Source organism: Candidatus Accumulibacter meliphilus (assembly GCF_036625345.1).
GTDB classification, from domain to species: domain Bacteria; phylum Pseudomonadota; class Gammaproteobacteria; order Burkholderiales; family Rhodocyclaceae; genus Accumulibacter; species Accumulibacter meliphilus.
Window position 1 is genome coordinate 198,291 of the sequence record NZ_JAZKTZ010000007.1, and the last position, 15,610, is coordinate 213,900.

Consider the following 15,610-nt stretch of genomic DNA (forward strand, 5'->3'; position numbering starts at 1 on the left):
GAAAGACATCGCCGTGTCCACAGCCAGCGAGCGCAGTGCCAGCGTCGGCGCCTACCTCGACGAACTGGCGCAGCAGCGGCGGCTGTCGCCGCACACGGTCGACAACTACCGACGTGACCTGCAGTCGCTCTGCCGCCTGATCGGCGAACTGCCGCGAGCAACCGGCGATGCAGCGCCATCAGACACCCGCTCCGACGTCGCGTTCGACGCCATCCAGACCCATCACATCAGGCGCTTCGTCGCGCAGCTGCACACGCGTGGCCTGGGCGGCCGCTCGCTCGGACGCACGCTTTCCGCGTGGCGCGGCTTCTATCGCTGGCTCGGACAACGCGGGTCGGCCACGCACAACCCGGTGGACAGCGTGCGCCCACCGAAAAGCCCCAAGGCGCTCCCCAAGACCCTCTCCCCCGACGAAGCCAATCGCCTGCTCGAAGTGGCCGATGAAAGTCTGCTGGCGATTCGCGACCAGGCCATGTTCGAACTGTTCTACTCCTCCGGCCTGCGCCTGGCCGAGCTCGCGGCACTGGATCTGTCATGCCTCGAAGACCTGCTGGCCGGCGAAGTGCGCGTCCTCGGCAAGCGCAGCAAGCTGCGCCTCGTGCCGGTCGGCAGCAAGGCCAGGGAAGCGGTCGCCATCTGGGTCGAACAGCGCCATCGCCTGACCAGCGCTGACGAAGCCGCTCTCTTCGTCGGCCAGCGCGGCCAGCGTCTCGGCGTGCGCATGATTCAGCTGCGACTGGCACGACGTGGCCTGGTGCAAGGCCTGCCGGCACGGGTCCACCCGCACATGCTGCGCCATTCGTTTGCCTCGCACGTCCTGCAATCGTCGGGCGACCTGCGTGCCGTCCAGGAAATGCTCGGCCACGCCAGCATCGCCTCGACGCAGGTCTACACGCACCTCGACTTCCAGCACCTGGCCGCGGTCTACGACAAGGCGCATCCGCGCGCGAAGCGGAAGACGGATTAGTGCCGACCGTCCGAAAGCGACCTTAGCGAAGCAATACTGAGCGGGGAGTCGGCGGGAGGCCGCGCCTTTGCCGCGAAAGGTGGTGCCGCAGATACATCGCCCTGCTCAGTGGAGCAATGCTGCTCTTGCCCGACGAACAAGGCTCCCTTTCTTTTTCTGTCCGTCCACTTCCCGCTAACGCCACCGCTTACAATCCATCCGGGTTGAGCACCAATGTTTCCGGAGGCGGAATGGCAACATCAGGCTTCAGACACATTCCCTGCGGAGCGCCGGTCAACGCGAGCGAGGGGCTCGCAATCGAAAAAGTCAAGAGCAAGCTACAAGGCCTCCAAGGCCCTTGGGTGCTGCTCTCCAATATCAGCCATTCCAGCCATGCCATGCGCCTTTCCGACGAGATCGATCAGGTCGTCATCGGCCCCCAGGGAGTGTTCGTGGTCGAGGTCAAGCATTGGGACTCGACTTGGCTCAGGTAGAACCCTCATGTCGCCGAGGACGAAGCCGATCGCATCAACGACAAGGCCAAGCGTGTCGCCGGGAAACTGAAAGCCGCCTTCGATCCCGGCTTCGTCGCTCCTCGCTTCTTGCTCACACGCGGCGGAAAAGGCATGCAGGCAGGACAGCGCATCAATGTGCGTGGCGTTCAGGTATTTGGGCTCAGCGAGTTGCATGATCTGGTCAATGGCGATGGGGCCTCGCAACTGGCTCCCGAGAAAATCGAACGTGCCGCCTTGCTCCTGGAACCGGCAGCGCGGGTCGCGCTGACCGGCGACCTGCGCAGCTTCGCCGGGCTGATCAATCTGGAGCGCTTGCCAACGCCAGATGCCCCATTCCACCGCGCCTATCGCGGCCAGCATCCCACCCGGCGCGACAAGGTAATCCTGCATCTCTATGACCTTTCCGCCACTGACGAGAAAGACGCAGAGAACCGCGCCCGGCGTGAGTATGAAGTCATGCAGCAGTGGCAGAAGTCGCCCTACCTGCCCAGTTTGCTTGATTCGTTTCAGGACGCCGAACGTTTTCCTGGCGAGTTGTATTGGTTTTCTCTGATTGATCCCGCCGCCCCCACACTTGCCCATCGCGCTGAGGATCCGGATTGGAGTCTCGATGACCGATTGCGCTACGCGCGCGAAGCGCTCTTGGCTCTGGGCAAATTTCATCAGCCTGACGACCAAGGGCTGCAGCGTATCCTTCATCGCCACATCACTCCGCGCACCCTGCGGGTCCGTCACAACGGCTGCCCTCTGTTTACGGATTTCAGTCTGGCCCGCCTTGATCAGGCGCGGACCATTTCGGTGGCCCGCATGGACTTCGGCGAGGACACTCGGTTTGTTGCTCCGGAAGTCCGTCAAGGCGGGTTGGGTGCTGCGGACGCCCGCTCGGACGTGTTTGCCTTGTGTGCCAGCCTGATGACGCTGTTCCCGCCGGACGAGCCCCGTGCTCGGGATGCGCGTGAATTCCTTGAGCAAGGCTGTGCTCTGAATCCCGAGGGACGCGAGTCACTTGCCGAACTGGCGTCTGTGCTGGAACGAAATACCGCGCCACTTGCCAAGCCAAAGCCCGAACTTCCAGCGCCAGAATACTGGGACGAAGACACGGTAGTGCCTTTCCAGCGCGCCCAGTTCAAGATCATCAGTCGTCTTGGGCGTGGCGGCATCGGCCAGACCTTCAAAGTCATCGAGGTGGATGCACAGTCCGATGAAGTCTATGGAAGCTACGTCGCCAAACTGATCCATCACCAGAGCGATGCCGAACTCGCCTTGCGCGCCTATCGAAAAGCGCGCGCTTATACCGTTCACCCGCACCTTTCCGCCATCCACGAAATCGCCCCCGAGTGGCAGCCAAACCGCTTCGTCGCCTTGATGAAATGGGTGGAAGGCATGCCGTTGTCAGATCTTGCCGGCGTACTCGCCTTGCACGCTGAAGAGTTGGGCGAAACCACTCTGCAAGACTTGCTGCTACGTTGGTTGCGCGATCTAAGCAATGCCCTTTGGGCACTGCATCAGGTTGGTCTGGTGCATGGCGATGTCAGCCCGCGTAACATCATCGTCCAGGGTGGGGAAGTGGTGCTCACTGATTACGACACGGTCACTGAAAGCGGCAGCCAGGTACGCAGCCGAAATCCCTTGTACGCCAGCCATGGCGTCGAAAGCACGGCTTCGATTCAGCCAGGCGATGATCTTTTCGCCTTGGCCGCCAGTTTCTTCCATGTGCTGTTCGACAAGACTCCCTTTGACTTCGCTGGGCAGCGCATCAAGAACCGCGGTCTGAATTGGGAAGACGTGGAAATCACCGGGGTCGAGCAAGCAACGGAGTTCATGAGGCGCGCGACCACGCCCATCGAGGGCGAACGATTCGAAGACGCCCGCGCGGCACTCTCGTTTCTCGCGGGAGCGACTACCCGCGAAGTCGGCGACCTGCCGGTCACGCCGACGTTCTCCGCCAACACGGCACCGAGGCTGGCCGAACTGCTCTCGGCCTACCCCGGCTCGCGCCATGGGAACAGCGAAACGCGCGGCCTCGACTCCGTCTTCGCTGCTAGCACCTACGTGGAAACACGTCTGGATGAGGTTCTGCGGCAGGAGATCGAAGACGATCGGGTCAAACTCGCGATCCTTTTTGGCAATGCCGGCGACGGCAAAACGGCGTTCCTGCAACATCTGCTGGCGGCCTTGGGTATGCCGGATGTCCACTCTTCGCAGCGCGTGCAGGAACGGCGTCTGCTTGATGGGCGCATGTTGAAAGTCAATCTCGACGGCTCCGCGGCGTGGCGGGGTCAGTCGGCCAACGCGCTACTCGGCCAATTTTTCCAGCCCTGTCATGAGCTGGGTTTCGATGGAGCCGCGCGCCATCCGCGGATTCTCGCGATCAACAGTGGCAAGCTGCTCGAATGGCTGGATACCCAGGAGGATACGCCGCTGCGCGAACAACTCTACGCGGCCCTGTTCGAGAACGAAGAGGACGATCAACCGGTGATCGACCCGCGCATTCGCCTGATTGACCTCAACCAGCGTTCCCTGGTGGGAGGAATTGCCGATGGCGCGCTGCGCGTTGAGTTCCTCAATGCCCTGCTGGACCGCTTTCTTGGCGTTGGCCAGGATCCGGATCCCTGGGCGCGCTGCGCCAGCTGCACCGCCCAACACCGTTGCACCGCCTGGTATTCGGTGCGGACATTGCGCGACCTGCATACCGGCCCGCGCTTGCGTGCCCGAATGGTGGATGTGCTGCAAGCCGCTCATCTGCGCGGCGAAGTCCACATTACGGCGCGCGAACTTCGGGCAGCGCTGGCCTTCATCTTCTTTGGCGTGCATGACTGTAGCGAACTCCATGCCGAGCCGGAATTGATGCCACCCCGCTATTGGGATCGGGCATTCGCCGCCGACGCGCCGCAACGGCAGGGCGAGCTGCTCTCGGAACTCGCCCGTTTCGACCCGGCGCTGGACAGCAATCCCTTACTCGACCGGCACCTGCTCAGGGAGACCCCGCATGGCCCGGACGACATCGCCGCCGCGCTGGCCTCTGCCCGTCGCCGCGCGTGGTTCGAGTGGGATCATGCTTGCTACGCGGCATTGCAGCTTCCCATCGATGCCCTGCCTTTGTTCGGTGGCCAGCATCTGGATCGTTTCCGCTCCGTGCCGCTGATGAACCAAGGCGAGCGCGCCGGCCTCTGCCGTGAGTTGTGTCTGGGCATCGCCCGGCTGGAGGACCTGCCCGAGGCCGCGTTCTCTCGCGAGGCTGGCCTGCCGCTGCGCATCCAGCCGCGAACCCCCACTGAAAGTGCCTTCTGGGTGGTCAAGCCCTGGGAACGTTTCCGTCTGGAAGCGCGCCTGCCTCCTACCGCTGAAGGCCTGGAAAGCCTGCATACCCATCTGCTGCTGATCTATGGCTACGCGGCGGGTGGCGAGGAGCGCTTGCCAATAGGCCTGGAACTTTTCCACCTGCTGCTGGCGCTGAAAGATGGCGCTCAGCTATCCGGAGCCGGGCAGGAGGGCGTGTTCGCCCACCTTGAAATCTTCACTCAGCGCCTGGCGCAGGAAGACGCGCGCGAATTGCACGGCTGGCACCCCGGCGATGAAGCCGGCATGTTCCGGGTTCGCGTGGAGGCGCGGGATGGGCGGCAGATACTGGTGAGGGAACGCGCATGAACGCCAAGACCATTGTCGAGAGCGTGCTGACTCCGGCACGCGCCAGGGTTTTATGGACCGCCAACTATCTCCCGGCGCTGCCTTTCACCCCGCAGCACTTCGAGGTGGGGAGCCTGTTGCCAGCCATGCTGTACATGGCGCGCTGGGGTCAGCGCCGAGGCAGGGGGCACTTCGTTGAGGCCTTCGGGCGGCAGGATCCCCAAGGTAATCGGCAGCCACCCCGAATGGTCGACGTTGCCAAGGCTTTGCTGACTCGCGCTGGCGGCGATTTTGATGGCTTTTCCGACAAACACGGCCCGGCCATGCTGGCCGATCTACTCCTCAGCTATTGCCTGGAAAACAAGCAGCATGAGTTGGGGCATGAGGAGGTGGTGCAGCGGGTTTTCCCAACGCATTATCTGGCGAGCTGGGTTGACCTGCCAGAAGTAGTTGCCCATTTGCGCGGCGTTCCAGAACTGCTGACGGTCCTGCTGGCCTGGCAAGACAACGGAGAAGCGCTTGTGCCCGAGACCCGCCGGAGCCGTTTCCCGGTAGGCGTCGGTTTCGCCGAAAATCACTTGCTGAAGCAGTTTGCCCGGCACATGTCGGTGCATGGTTCGGCTGCAAACCTGGGCTCCGACCATTTCCAGGAGGAAACCGCGGATGACCTCGGCGTGGACGAACTGCTGGCGGTACGTCTGGCCCAGACCTGCGGCCATGCGCCTGACAGACTGAGAGGTAGGGAGCAGTCCCAAATCGCCAATCGCTGGCCCATCACTAAAGCCGCGGCCAAGTGCCTGCGCGGTGATCTCGCGACCTTCATCGAGGTCTATGGTACGGCGCTGCCGCGCCAGGCCCTTTTGCCCATGCTCGAAGCGGGAATTGGCCTTGGCATGGTCAACCTGCTGTTGTCCACCGCAGTGTGCTTGTCCGAATGGGAGCGCACCGGCGGCATACCGAAGGAACAGAAGCCGATGCCCTTGCTGGTGGACTGTTCGCTCGGACTGGACAGCAAACTGCGCAACGCTTCGGAAGCAGCGATGAGCGAATGCCAGGCCCGCTACGAGCGCCTGCCGGTGCTGATGATGCTGGCGCGGTTGCTGGATGATCGAGTCAGCCACCATTCCAGGCTGAAGAATGAACTCCCGCCGCGGCAGCCCGATCCGACAGCCTGGTTCAATCTGCTTGGCGACATTTACCACGAACGGCATGAGCGGGCGGAGTCGATCAGGGAAAGACTCGACGAAGATTGCATCGGTCTGGCCAATAATCTGGAACAGGCGGATGAGGCGCTGGAGGTGGCGCGGGCGCTGCGTAACGACCAGAACAATCCAGCCTTGCGCTTGGCGGAAGCTTTGGTTGAGTTGCACGGGCATCAACAACAGGGAGGCCAATTCATGAAGGCACTGGATAGCAGCCTGATGCCCAACCGCCCCAATGGCATTGCCTTCAAACGCCGCGTCTCACGCAGCGAAGCCGGCACCCGAAAGGCAGTAGACCTACGTTCGATTGTCCTCTCCAACGCGCTACTGGATTTTCTCGTCCATCGCCATTTGCGCAAGGACGGCGAAGGCAAAGCTGCTCGTCCGCTCACGCTGCGCAGGTTCCTGGACATCCTGCGCGACCACTACGGCCTTCATGTGGACCGCGAACCCCCGGGGATGTCCGTTCCCCAGGACCTGCTGCGTGCCAACAAGCAGTGCCTGGAAAGGCGACTGCGCGACCTTGGGCTGCTGGTCGGGGTGAACGACGCGGAGTCGATGAAGCAATTGCGCGCACGGTTTGATGTAGCATGAACGGCTTCAATCGTATCGAAAACGGCTACAACCATGCTCAGCTCACTTCTCTTCGGCGAATACCGCCAGAAAGTGCTCGCCCGCTTGCTCCTGCACCCGGAACAGCGTTACCACGTGCGCGAAATCGCCCGCCTGACCGGCACCAGTGCCGGTACCTTGCACAAGGAACTCACACGCCTCGCCCAGGCAGGCGTGCTTACCCGGGAGGAAATTGGCAACCAGGTGCGCTACGGCGCCAATCGGCAGTGCCCCATCTATGCGGAACTGGCCGGCATCCTGCGCAAGACAGCGGGACTCGCCGATGTGTTGAAGGCAGCCTTGTCCCCCTTGAGAGAAAAGCTTGACCTGGCACTGGTGTTCGGTTCCGTGGCGCGTGGAGACGAAGGACCGGGGAGCGATGTTGATGTCTTGTTGGTAGGCGAAATTGGCTTCGCCGAGGCGGTACGGGCGCTGCATGAACCCCAATCCAGTATCGGCCGGGAGATCAACCCGGTGGTCCTGTCGGCTGCCGAATTCCAGCACAAGCAGAACGAAGGCGACACCTTCCTTGCCGAGATTCTGGGCGGCAGAACTATATTTCTGATCGGAAACGAGAATGAGTCTGGAAAACTTGCTGGCGATCCAGCGTCTGGTTCGGCATGAGGCCGGGCGTGCCGCTGTTCTCAAGTTACTGGCGACGGCGTGAACGATGCGCTACTGACGGAATGTCTCGCGCAAGCTGAGGCCTTGTTGCGCCACGCCCATGCCACCCTCGGAGATTGACATGCCCCTGATCGAAAACACTGCGCCAACGCTGGCGCGTTCCTTGAGCGATCTGTTGGGGCCTGCACTTCCCGGCAGCATGGCGTTCATTCGCTGCCTGCCCGGCGAGGTCGCGCGAGAACTGGCGGCAGACGAACGCTTCGCGGTCCAAGGCTGGCAGATCGCCTTGGTCAGCCATGCTACGGACGCGGCCACTCGCTCGATCACCGCCGACAAGGCAGTGGAGTGGCGCGAGGATAAAGCGGAAGCGGTGCTCTTGCTGGTGGACGCCGTCCATGCTGGAGCGGGTATGGACGGTATCTACAGCGCGGCACGGGAGATTGTCGAGGCAGAACTTTTCGCCAGAACAAAGGCCTTGGCGCGCGACAAACTGCCGCATGGCGGCAAGAGCTTTGCCGACAAGGCCCTGTCCAAAGCGCGCCGACTGGCGCGTAACAAAGCCTTGTCACCCTGGCGTGAGTTCGCCTATTTGTGTCGTGGGACTCGGAGTCTGGAGGATTTGGGGGCGGCCTTGCCGGAGATCGGTCTGTGGCCGGTGGCGGTTGACGACAAGCCAGACGACGGCGATCTGGAAAAATCCGCACTGCTGGTGGAACGTCTGCTGGCCCGCCAGGGCAACAGGCAATCGGCGGAAGCGCGGGTCGATGGCCTGCAACTGCCGGTGACGGATGCAGCGGTCGGGCGTGAGTTGGCGGAGTTCCTGCGTGCGGCGGACAGCCTTTCCCGGCTGGACGCGCTGGCGCGCCTCGAAGGGCAGGAATCCCTCTGGCTCAACCGTTTGCGCCCTGGCCTATTCAATAGCGAGACCTTGCAGTCCATCCGTTGGGTCAATTGGCGCCAAAGAAACGGCAGACCGTACCAATGGTCCGGCCTGGCTGTGGATGACGATAACCGCCTGACTTTCAAACTGGCGCTCGTGGACAACCCTCAGCAACGAGTCCGGCTGGAAGTGCGCTGGGACGTTGAACCGGCCACCCTTGCCAAAGGCGCCGTGGACTACATCGTTGCCATCCGCGCTGGTGGCGAAGCGCTGGCGGAAAAAACCGTCACCCATGCTGGCCGGGGGCTACAGAAGTGCGTGTTTACTCAGGACGATTTCGGCGATCTCGAAGGAAACGAGCGCTTCGAAGCGGAGGTGGCAATTCGGGCGCTGACGGCCGAAACCTCGCGGGAAGGCGATGCTGAAGCAAACTCACACCAGGCGGTCAGCGAGGACTTCATCCTGTGCTTCGGAGTCACTGATCAAGCAGCCAAATCCAGCGCCGGCAACGTTTTCCCCAGCCTGGCATTGGCCGCCATTCAGGTGGCGAAAGACGACGAAACATTCAAACGGCTTGCCGACAATCCGGGCGACAGGCAAACGTTCAGCGCCGACAGAAAAGGCTACATTGCCTGCCGGGTGGACGGCAAGGCGGCGCGCGTGCTGTGCCCGAAGCTGCTGCTCGACCTGGCGACCGATTGGGCCGTACATCAGGGCGATCCGGGGCGCTGGCGACTGAAGGTCCGGGCAGATGGCTCACCGGACGGCGAGCCTGTTTTTATTCCCTTTGGTCCGGCCGGTGACAGGGTGGGCGAACGTTTCATCAGAGCCTCGCGCGATTTCTGCAATTGGTTGCTGCGTTCGAGCCTGGGTCCTTTGGCGGTGCTCTACAACGACCGCCCGGTGTTCAACGAATACGTGACCGCCGCCACAGCCTGGTGGGAGGGCACTTCCGCGCGCGCGACGCAGATTCACACCCTCGAAGTTTTTGGCGTCAGCGGCCAACGTATCGGCCTGATCGTCTTGCCCACACATCCGCTGCGCGTCGCCTGGCAACAGGGATTCGACATGCTGGTGTGGCGTCACCGCTATGAGGAAGGAACGCCGCCGATCAAGGTGGCGAAGCTGCTGGGCTCGCTGATCGGCGCCCATTATCCGGCGATGTTGCCGGGTTTCGCACAGGGCGAAGCCTTTGTTTTCGCCGACAGTCTCGGTTTTCATACCGTGGCGATGACCGCTACCGACGATCCTGAGCCCAAGGCTACGGTCGCCCTTCTGTCCCGCCTGCTGGGCGATGGCGATGCCAAGAGCGAGGAGTTGATGGCACCCTCGGTAGGCCGGAGCGCATCCGAACTGCTGGGCGAAGAAGTCGCGCGCTATCTCAATTTGCACCCGGAAACCCGGCGCGTGCATGTGCACGCCCTGCGCCCCGGCGATGCCATGCCTGCCGCGCGTGCCCTGGGCTGCGCCTTGCGCGAGGTGGAAGCAACAGAAGTCGACGAAGAGGGCGAAGCGCGCGAAGAGGGTGTAAAACGAGCTTTTGTGCTTGATCTTTACCCTGCCGATGGGCGAACCAGCATGCTGGGGCGCTTCCTGGCGGCTACTGCACAACGCCGACGCAGTGGTGCTGGTGTGGTACCAGAGGAGGATCGTTGGCTGCTGGACAGCGTCACCCGCCCGGGTGGCGTAAACCTGCCACGCCTGGCATGGGCGCGGCGCGATAGCGAAACCCCGACCACTCCGGCGCATCTGGCTTTGGCCTTCGACATCTTTACCACTCACGTGGAATGTGTGCCAATGACCAGCGTGCCCAATGGCGCGCTGGAGGTCCATGGTCTGGCCTTGACGCCGGACCGACGTTTCGAGGCCGCGCCAGTGCCGCATTGGCGATCGTCCATCTCACCCACGCCGGAAGGCGAGAAGCATCCGGTGGCACGCGGATTTTCCGAGCGGCTGGTCAAAGCGCATTCGGCCTTGCTGCGCTGTGTTGCGAAACGCATGGGCGCAGGCGATAACGACTGGCCGGTGTTGATCACGGAAGTATCACCCGAGCGCAGCGAAATGCTGGCGGCCCTGCACCGTCTGTGCGATTGGGTGGTGACGGTGGACCGGCATGCCGGCGTCGAGTATTTCGATTCCCCGCGCGACCTGCCGAGCCTGTACGAGGCGTATCTGATCGACTGCGTGCCTGAGCGTGACGATTTGGGTTTCCTGCAGCTCATTACTTCCACCAGTTCGCTGGACGAGATTGTGCGCCTGCTGGACAGCGCTCTGGGCGAAATGGGCTTGTCGGCAAGCCCTCGTAACTGCACCTTTCTGCTGGATGCGCTGAAAGCGCTCAGCGGCCGCCTCGCCTTGCGCCTGACGCAGTCCGGCTCGGTGGCCCAGGAAATGGTGGCACTGGCGCTGACGCAAAGCCATTGTGTCGTTGGCGGTGAAGAGGGTGCGCCCTGGTTTTCCCTCACGGAGGGCTTTTTCGTTCCTCTCGACGACGTACCGGAACTGTTCCGCCCGGTGGGCGAAAACAAGGAGAAGGATGCCAGTGGGCAGCGCGCCGACCTGCTGTATGTGACGGCGGCTCGGCGTGGCGGATTGAAGTTTTCGTTCGTGGAAGTGAAGTTCCGTCGCTACCTCAAGACCGCCCGCGCGCTCGATTTGTTGAGCAGCATCGAAAGCCAGCTCGATGCGTCCTGCCAACGCTGGGAAAAGCTGTTTGGACCGGACACCGCGCTGCTCGAAAAGACCGTGCAGCGCGCCCGTCTGGCGCGGGTGTTGCGCTTCTACGCACGCAAAGGGCAGCGGCACACGCTGACCAACGAAGCCTTCGAGTTCATCGAAAGGGAACTCGCAAAGTTGGCGCGTGAAGGTACCGCTTACGCACTGCCGGCTTTGCTCGAGCTCGATCGGGCCAAAGTAGGCTTCGTCTTCTGTCCCGAATATGGCGGCGCCACGCCGGTAGAAATTGGCACGGATATCTGGTTGTTTGGCCCGGCGCGTCTACCTGAGACACAGCGTGGCGCAATGCCCTTAGGGGAGGGGATCAGTTTGCTTGAGGCGACTACGCCGTTGGCGCTGCAGGATGAAGCGAACGCCGTGGAGGAGCTCTCGCCGCCAGACCTTCTCCTGACCGCGGGAGACAATCTGGCGGCGGCACCGAAAACCGTCGAGTTGCTGCTCGGGCAGCGCGATGGGAGCGATGAGCCGGTGCGTTGGCCAGTGAGCATTCAGGGCAATCCACACTTGCTCATCGTCGGCCTGCCGGGCATGGGCAAGACCACCTGCCTGATCCAGCTGTGCCGACAATTGATGGAATCGGGGATCGTGCCGATCGTGTTCTCCTACCACGAGGATATTGACGAGAAACTCGGCGCCCTATGGGGCCATTCGCTGCACAGGGTGAGTTATGCCGGACTCGGCTTCAACCCGTTGCAAGTGGTGAGTGATGCGCCGCTGGCCTACATGGACAACGTTACCTTGCTGCGTGACAACTTCGCGGCGATCTTTCCGGATCTGGGCGACGTGCAACTCGGTCGCGTGCGCGAGGCGATCAAGCAAAGTTACGCCGACCGCGGCTGGGCCTTGGGCAAGCGGGGAGAAATCCCGCCCTTTGGCGCGTTTTATGAGCTGCTCAAAGCCGACGCCAAACCGGACAAAGGACTGATGACCCGGCTGGCAGAACTGGGGGATTATGGGTTGTTCGAAGCGACTGCAGGTGCGCCAAGCCTTCTCGACAGTTCGACTCCCGCTTTGGTACAGATCCACAGCTCGCAAAATGAAGTGCTGCAACGAGCGTTTTCGACCTTTGTTCTGCACAACCTTTATCAGTCGATGTTCAGGCGCGGCACGCAGAACCGCATCACCCACGCCGTGATATTCGACGAGGCACACCGCGCCGCGCGCTTGAAGCTGATTCCAACCATGGCCAAGGAATGCCGTAAGTACGGGCTATCCTTCGTCGTAGCCTCGCAAGAGGCGAAGGATTTCGACTCTTCGCTGTTCACCGCAGTCGCCAACTACCTGGCGCTAAGAGTTAGTGAGCCTGATGCCAAGCTGATGGCGAAAATCTTCGCGCCGTCGGACAAGCTGACGCTATACACCGACCGGATCAAACAGATGGCCAAGTTCAAGGCGTGGTTCTATTCGGAAGGGATGCGCGCGCCAACGCCCGTTGTCCTGGGCAATGCGCAACACGGTTGAACACTGCCTTCAGCCTGGGGCTTGGCCTGCCAGACGACGCCATCGTGCCTCGTGAACAAGCTGTGGCAGCTTCCTTCTATCGCGCGGTGGTCTTCTGCCCTCCAGCTACTCCAACTCCCTCGCCAACGGCTCGCAGCTGTCGCCAGCGATACAGCAGCCAGCCATAAATACCGAGGTTGACGACGATCACCACCGCCGCCAGAACGAACTGAATGTCTCGGGTCAGGCCGACGGGATAGATGATCGGCAGCAGGTAGTGCTCGATGAAGCTGCCGGCGTAGCCGGCCTCGCCAGCGGCTTGCCGCCAGGCATTTTCCAGCGGCGTCAGCGGGCAAATCCCAGCGCTGATTTCGATGAAAGCTCCCCAGCAGGCGGCCGGAAGATGGAGCAGTGCGAGCCTTGGCCAGAGCAGCACCAGGCCGCCGCCAAGAACGACGAAAACGATGAACAGCAGATGCGCGAGGACGACAGCGTCAGCCAGGAAGCGATAGCTCATGGGTTGGCGGCCGACTTCCCAAGCGCTCAGAAATTGTCGTTGAAGCCACGAATCAGGCGGCGCGCTTTCTTGGTCGGCCGACCGCGCAGATCGCTGCCCGGGACCGGCGCCAGACGCCGGGCCTCCTGCTGCGCCAAGCGGCACGCGCGGCTGTCCTCGCTTTCCTCGTAGAGCTGCTGCGCTTCGACGGCCGGGCGGCGCTGCGCGTTGAGGCCGCGCACGACGACGCTCCAGACGCTGTCGCCGACGGCGATTTCGAGGCTCACGCCGACCTGCAACTCGCGCGCGGCTTTGACCGCTTGCCCCGCGAGTCTGACGTGGCCGGCAGCAATCGCCTGCGCGGCCAGCGAGCGCGTCTTGTAGAAGCGCGCCGCCCACAACCACTTGTCGATGCGCATCCGCGCCGCGGCGCTGAAATCTGCTGTTTCTGCCATGACGACTCCCCTACTCCCCTACTCTCGCGTGGGCCGCTTGCCGAGCTTGCGCTGCAGTGTGCGGCGGTGCATTTTCAGGGCGCGCGCGGTGGCCGAGATATTCCCCTGCTGCTCGGCCAGGACGCGCTGGATATGCTCCCACTCCAGCCGGTCGACCGACAGCGGCGAGCCGGATACCGGCGTCGCCGAGTCGCCCTCGCTGCCTTTGTTGAGTGCCGCGACGACCTGATCGGCGTCACAGGGTTTGGCCAGGTAGTGGATGGCGCCCAGCTTGATCGCCTCGATGGCGGTGGCGATGCTGGCGTAGCCGGTGAGCATCACCACGCGCGTGTTCGGATCCAGCTCGATCAGTCTTTCGATCAGCACCAGGCCCGACGGCCCGGGCATTTTCAGATCGACGACGGCATATTCGGGCGGCTGATCAAGGGCGCTGGCGAGGGCGTCATCGACCGTCGCCGCGACGCTCACGGCATAACCACGGCGGTTGAGGGCGCGCGCCAGGACGCGACGGAAGACATCGTCGTCGTCTACCAGTAGCAGGGTCGAACGCTCGTCTTCGGGGAGTTTCGGGATTTTCTCGGTCATCACAGGCATCAGTTCAGTTCTCAGCTTTGCGCTTTCAGTCGGGCCAAAGGCAGGGTGACGCGGGTGCAGGCGCCGCTCTGCGGCGGCTCACGGTTGAAGAGCTCGACCTTGCCGCCGAGACGCTCGAGCGTGGCGTTGCTCAGGAACAGGCCAATGCCGAGGCCGCCGGCACGCTCACCGCCGTCAACCTTGGTGGTGAAAAAGGCCTCGCCCTGCCGCTGCCGCGCTTCGGCATTCAGCCCGGGACCGGCGTCGAGGATCTCGATGCGACAGCGCTCGATATCCCAGGACGCCGTAAAGCGTAGCACTTCCTGGCTGGCGCCATTGGTGTCGGCGGCGTCGGCGGCGTTATCGAGCAGATTGAGCAGCGCTTGCTCCAGGGTGCGGTCAACGGCGATCAAGGGCGCTGGTTGCGCACCGTGCAGCGTCGCGCTGAGCCGCGCGTGCGGACGAATCAGCTGCCAGTCGTCGAGCACGTGCTGCAGGTAGGCATCGAGCGCCAGCGAGCGCAGACTTTCCTCGCGCTCCTGGCCGGAAGAGGCGAGGATCTGCGAAATCGTCTGTTTGCAACGATCGACCTGTTCGCGCAGCAGTAACAGATCTTCACGCAGCTCGGTGTCGCCGCTGCCATGGTTGAGCTCAAGCTCACGGATGACCACCGCCATCGTCGCCAACGGCGTCCCCAACTGGTGCGCCGCGCCGGCGGCGAGGGTGCCCAGCGAGAGAATCTGCTCGTCGCGCAGAACGGCTTCGCGGACCACTGCGAGTTCGCGTTCGCGCTGCTTGAGCGCTGCCGCCATGCGCGTCAGGAAAAAGGCAACGACGACGACGCTGATCACGAAGTTCAGCCACATGCCGAGAATGTGCAGGGCAAAGCCGCTGCTATGGATGGCGTGTTCGCTGGCGCCGCCGGTGGCACGGGCGAGCAGCGCGTCGAACTGGGCGAGATCGCCTTGCGGTGGCGGCAGCGGCAGCTTCCAGAAGATCAGGAAAGTGTAGGCAGCCAGCGTCATCGCTGCCATGGACCAGGCGTAGCGCGCCGGCAGCATCGCCGCAGCCAGCGTCGGCGGCAGCAGGAACAGCGAAACAAAGGGGTTGGCCGAACCCCCCGCAAAATATAGCAGGACGCCGAGGGCAGCGACGTCGATCGCCAGATGGGCGAAGACTTCGCCTTCGCTGGCCGCGCCACCGCGGACCAGCCGCCAGCGGGTGAGCAGGTTGACTGCGGCGAGCAGGGCGATGACCGCCATCATCGGCGCGACGTCGAGGGGGATCTTCAGCCACGCCACCGCCAACAGCAACACGACGGCTTGGGTCAGCACTTCGATGCGGCGCAGCACGAGCACGCGCGCCAAAGGGTTCGCGCTGCCGGACATGAATGCCGGTGCCGGCTCTTGCTCCTCTCCTTGCTGCTCCTGAAAGGCTGGAAACATCGTTATTGGCGGCGCTAGAGAGCGGTCGAAAGCAGCAATTTTACGCCTTGCCCCTTGTC

10 protein-coding genes are annotated in these 15,610 nt (G+C 62.9%); 6 read left to right on the forward strand and 4 right to left on the reverse strand.

Translation table 11 applies throughout. From position 1 onward, the window contains the following. The first annotated feature begins 13 nt into the window (after positions 1 to 13). From xerC to V5B40_RS15840, 6 genes are all read left to right on the forward strand, one after another. Positions 14 to 967 (forward strand): tyrosine recombinase XerC, encoded by a 954-nt coding sequence (gene xerC / locus V5B40_RS15815; RefSeq protein WP_332355370.1) that lies wholly within the window; start codon positions 14 to 16, stop codon positions 965 to 967. 125 nt (positions 968 to 1,092) lie between these two features. Beyond that, on the forward strand, positions 1,093 to 1,440 hold the full coding sequence (locus tag V5B40_RS15820; RefSeq protein WP_332355371.1) for a nuclease-related domain-containing protein: 348 nt from the start codon (positions 1,093 to 1,095) through the stop codon (positions 1,438 to 1,440). Positions 1,441 to 1,572: 132 nt separating this feature from the next. Further along, positions 1,573 to 5,109: a protein kinase domain-containing protein gene (locus tag V5B40_RS15825; RefSeq protein ID WP_332355372.1), complete on the forward strand. Its 3,537-nt coding sequence runs from the start codon at positions 1,573 to 1,575 to the stop codon at positions 5,107 to 5,109. Further along, positions 5,106 to 6,884 carry a hypothetical protein gene (locus V5B40_RS15830; RefSeq protein ID WP_332355373.1) on the forward strand — a complete coding sequence of 593 codons (1,779 nt, stop codon included), beginning with the start codon at positions 5,106 to 5,108 and terminating at the stop codon, positions 6,882 to 6,884. The genes V5B40_RS15825 and V5B40_RS15830 overlap by 4 nt, the downstream gene beginning before the upstream one ends. A gap of 33 nt (positions 6,885 to 6,917) precedes the next feature. After that, a complete protein-coding gene (locus V5B40_RS15835; protein ID WP_332355374.1) occupies positions 6,918 to 7,526 on the forward strand; it encodes a nucleotidyltransferase domain-containing protein in 609 nt (202 codons plus the stop codon). A 121-nt stretch (positions 7,527 to 7,647) separates the two neighbouring features. After that, positions 7,648 to 12,603 (forward strand): ATP-binding protein, encoded by a 4,956-nt coding sequence (locus tag V5B40_RS15840; RefSeq protein ID WP_332355375.1) that lies wholly within the window; start codon positions 7,648 to 7,650, stop codon positions 12,601 to 12,603. Positions 12,604 to 12,679: 76 nt separating this feature from the next. On the opposite strand, the gene V5B40_RS15845 is transcribed toward V5B40_RS15840, so the two are convergent. The 4 genes from V5B40_RS15845 to V5B40_RS15860 are packed head-to-tail and all read right to left on the reverse strand — an operon-like array spanning position 12,680 to position 15,551. Further along, positions 12,680 to 13,099 (reverse strand): DUF2784 domain-containing protein, encoded by a 420-nt coding sequence (locus tag V5B40_RS15845; RefSeq protein ID WP_332355376.1) that lies wholly within the window; start codon positions 13,097 to 13,099, stop codon positions 12,680 to 12,682. 26 nt (positions 13,100 to 13,125) lie between these two features. Then, positions 13,126 to 13,533 carry an RNA-binding S4 domain-containing protein gene (locus tag V5B40_RS15850; RefSeq protein WP_332355377.1) on the reverse strand — a complete coding sequence of 136 codons (408 nt, stop codon included), beginning with the start codon at positions 13,531 to 13,533 and terminating at the stop codon, positions 13,126 to 13,128. Positions 13,534 to 13,551: 18 nt separating this feature from the next. Further along, positions 13,552 to 14,118 carry a response regulator transcription factor gene (locus V5B40_RS15855; protein WP_332355378.1) on the reverse strand — a complete coding sequence of 189 codons (567 nt, stop codon included), beginning with the start codon at positions 14,116 to 14,118 and terminating at the stop codon, positions 13,552 to 13,554. Positions 14,119 to 14,138: 20 nt separating this feature from the next. Beyond that, entirely contained in the window at positions 14,139 to 15,551 is a 1,413-nt protein-coding gene (locus V5B40_RS15860; protein WP_332355379.1) for an ATP-binding protein, read from the reverse strand. Between the last annotated feature and the right edge of the window lie 59 nt (positions 15,552 to 15,610).

Coding starts and splice junctions, on each gene's coding strand:
- V5B40_RS15825 (WP_332355372.1), top strand. CDS start 1,573: ATGCAGGCAGGACAGCGCATCAATGTGCGTGGCGTTCAGGTATTTGGG.
- V5B40_RS15860 (WP_332355379.1), bottom strand. CDS start 15,551: ATGTTTCCAGCCTTTCAGGAGCAGCAAGGAGAGGAGCAAGAGCCGGCA.
- V5B40_RS15855 (WP_332355378.1), bottom strand. CDS start 14,118: ATGACCGAGAAAATCCCGAAACTCCCCGAAGACGAGCGTTCGACCCTG.
- V5B40_RS15840 (WP_332355375.1), top strand. CDS start 7,648: ATGCCCCTGATCGAAAACACTGCGCCAACGCTGGCGCGTTCCTTGAGC.
- V5B40_RS15845 (WP_332355376.1), bottom strand. CDS start 13,099: ATGAGCTATCGCTTCCTGGCTGACGCTGTCGTCCTCGCGCATCTGCTG.
- V5B40_RS15850 (WP_332355377.1), bottom strand. CDS start 13,533: ATGGCAGAAACAGCAGATTTCAGCGCCGCGGCGCGGATGCGCATCGAC.
- V5B40_RS15830 (WP_332355373.1), top strand. CDS start 5,106: ATGAACGCCAAGACCATTGTCGAGAGCGTGCTGACTCCGGCACGCGCC.
- V5B40_RS15835 (WP_332355374.1), top strand. CDS start 6,918: ATGCTCAGCTCACTTCTCTTCGGCGAATACCGCCAGAAAGTGCTCGCC.